This is a genomic window from Kineococcus rhizosphaerae, from assembly GCF_003002055.1.
Taxonomy (GTDB): Bacteria; Actinomycetota; Actinomycetes; order Actinomycetales; family Kineococcaceae; genus Kineococcus; species Kineococcus rhizosphaerae.
In genome coordinates this window covers 1-2,908 of the sequence record NZ_PVZF01000049.1, presented here as the reverse complement: position 1 = coordinate 2,908, position 2,908 = coordinate 1, and the positions used below count along the sequence as shown (strand labels likewise).

1 protein-coding gene and 1 pseudogene are annotated in these 2,908 nt (G+C 63.8%); both read right to left on the bottom strand.

All coding sequences use genetic code 11. The features are described from left to right. Nucleotides 1–106 precede the first annotated feature (106 nt). Nucleotides 107–1,711, bottom strand: a complete 1,605-nt coding sequence (locus tag CLV37_RS26785; protein WP_106215788.1) for a methyl-accepting chemotaxis protein — start codon at nucleotides 1,709–1,711, stop codon at nucleotides 107–109. Between the two features lie 631 nt (nucleotides 1,712–2,342). After that, nucleotides 2,343–2,798, bottom strand: a pseudogene (locus CLV37_RS26775) (methyl-accepting chemotaxis protein); the annotation flags it as partial. Between the last annotated feature and the right edge of the window lie 110 nt (nucleotides 2,799–2,908).

Genomic DNA, 2,908 nt, shown 5'->3' with positions numbered 1-2,908 from the left:
GTTGGCGAGTGCGGCGGTCGCCATGGTTGAGATTGCCTACACGCGGATGATGCTGCGCCGGTTGACCAGGCCGGCGCAGCCCTCACCGCACATCTGAAACAGTCACTCAGATGATGAAGGTGGACACCGCAGCCGTCAGGCGGCCCGCCGTCGAGGCAAGATCGTCTGCGGCCTGGCGCACCCGGGCTATGCGTTCGTTGTCATCCCTTGTTGCGGCGGCGACGGCATCGATCGATTGCGCGATCTGCTGCGAACTTGAGGCGGCGTCAACGACACTGCGCGTCATCTCAGCTGTCGTGGCCGACTGTTCTTCGACGGCCGCCGCGATCGTGTTCTGGTAGTCGTCGATTTGGGCGATAACAGCGGTAATCTCTTCGATCGAAAGCACCGCTCCAGCCGTCCCCCGCTGAATGGCCGTGACCTTCCTAGCAATGTCCTCCGTCGCCGTGGCGGTGAGGCGTGCGAGTTCTTTGACCTCACTTGCAACAACGGCAAAACCTTTGCCGGATTCACCCGCCCGTGCCGCCTCGATGGTGGCGTTGAGAGCCAGCAGGTTCGTCTGTTCTGCGATCGCAGTGATGGTCTTGACGACGCTGGCGATCTCCGCCGAGGCCGATCCCAGCGCGCTTACCGACTCGCTGGTGCGGGCGGCGGCGGCGACTGCCTCGCGAGCCACTGCGGCGGCGGAAGAGGTGTCACCGGAGATGCTGAGGATCGAGACACCCATCTCCTCTGCCCCCGCAGCGACGGTCTGCACGCTGGCGGACACCTCACCGGCGGAGCGTGAGACGCTAGAAGTTTGACTGGTAGCCTCGCGATTTCCCTCGACAAGTTCCCTGGCGCTTCCGAGAAGAAGTTTCGCCGTGCGGGAGACCTCGTCGGTACTCTCAGCGACCCGGCCCACCGTGGTCCGCACTGAGGCCACCGCGGAGGCCAAGGCCAAACCAACAGCAGTGAGCTCGTCCTTACCTGTGACGGCCGGAATCACACTGAGGTCGCCTGCAGCGACAGCGCGCAGGTCGTTTACCGCTTCGTGCAGCGGACGGACGATACTGCGTGTCAGAACCCGGACAAGGACTGCCAGCAGCGCGAGGACCCCGATGAGAGCCGCGACAAGCATAGTTTTAGCGCGTCGCACCGAGGCCTTGGACTGCTCAGCGACGACAGCGCTACGGGCTTCAACGGCGGCCGAGAGTTTCTGACTCAAAGAGATGAGCTCGTCGTAGCTGACGTAGCCGGTGGCGATGAGGATCTGCTCGGCTCCCGTGACGTCACCAGCGCGATACGCGTTGAAGGCCTGGACGTCGGTGTCGAGATAGTCCTTCCACTTGTTTTTTAGCTGGTCGTGGACTGCGCGCTCTTCGGCGTTCATGAGCGACACCGGTGCCGTCTCGAAACTTTTCAGCAGAGTCGCCTTGTCGGCGACGAAGACTTTTCGGCTCTCGCCGTCTGTATCGGAGGCGGCCGAGGTCCCGTAGACCCGGATCTCCCACATTGCCGACGATTGCCACGCCCCCAGGTCAGCCGTCCAGTATCGCAGCTGATCAGCGTAGGACCGCACCGTCCCGAGGTCCTTGGTCCGGGACGCCGAGGACTCCAGTCCGGAGATGCCTGCGAAGCCTGTCCCTCCGATAGCCAGTACGAACAGCATGACGACGCCGAACGCGACCGCCAGTCTGCGACCCACTCCGATGCGGCGTATGACGCCCACGCTAGACCCCCTTCAACGGGTTGACTTCCTTGTTATCGGCGCTACCGACGCCGCCTGTAGGTCCGATGTCTGCACTGTTTCGGTTGACTCCCTGACGTGCCCCACCCTTGAGCAGGGGATCCGTGGCTTCTTGCCGTCCGATGGCTCGAAGCCCGACTTGTGCTCGCCAGAGAAGGGTCTGGGTAAGGGGGATCAGGCCCGCCATTGCAGGAAGGTGCGTGAAGTTCAGTGCGGTCGGCGGCGGAATTTGCGCCGGAGACGCGCGGTGGACTCTTCCAGCCGCGCGCCAAGTTCTTTGCTAAGCGGGTTCGGTTCGTCGCAGGAGTGCGCCGCGATGCGGGCCGCGTCCTCAAGCCAGCGACTGACGACTGCTACATCCTGCTCACTAGCCCCAGCTCCCTGCTTGTTAGCCAGCTCGAGGCATCGTACCGCCCGTTGCATCTCAGCCGCTCCATCGCGCACACTTTCGATCAGAGCCGACAGGCTGTCGTGTAAGCTGCACACCGTTCGTCTCCTCCCCTCTGCGATCCTTCGATTCACGAGAACAGCCAGCTAGTGCCGCTTCTGATCGATGGTCAAATGCCCTGCTGAGGCCTATATGGTCTTGCATTGGGGCGTTTGAAACTGCCAGTCAGAAGGTGAATCGGCCCACCAGCGTCTGCAGCTGCGCGGCGCTGCGCGAGACCTCCGCCGCCGTCGTCGCCGTGTGCGAAGCACTCGTCGTCGTCTCCACCGCCGCCGCCGCGATCCCCGAGATGTTCGCCGAGATCTCCTGGCTCCCGGTGGAAACCTCAGTAACGTTACGGACCATCTCCGCCGTGGTCGCCGACTGCTCCTCCACCGCCGCCGCGATCGTGCCCTGCAACCCGTCGATCCGGGAAATCACCTCAGCGATCTGCGCGATCACCTCCGTCGCAGCCGACGCATCAGCTTGGGTGGCGTTGACCTTGGCCACGATCTCCTCCGTGGCCCGCGCGGTCTGCTGCGCCAGTTCCTTGACCTCACCGGCCACCACCGCGAACCCCTTGCCCATCTCCCCCGCCCGCGCGGCCTCGATGGTGGCGTTCAACGCCAACAAGTTCGTCTGCTGAGTGACTGTTTCAGATGTGCGGTGAGGGCTGCGCCGGCCTGGTCAACCGGCGCAGCATCATCCGCGTGTAGGCAATCTCAACCATGGCGACCGCCGCACTCGCCAAC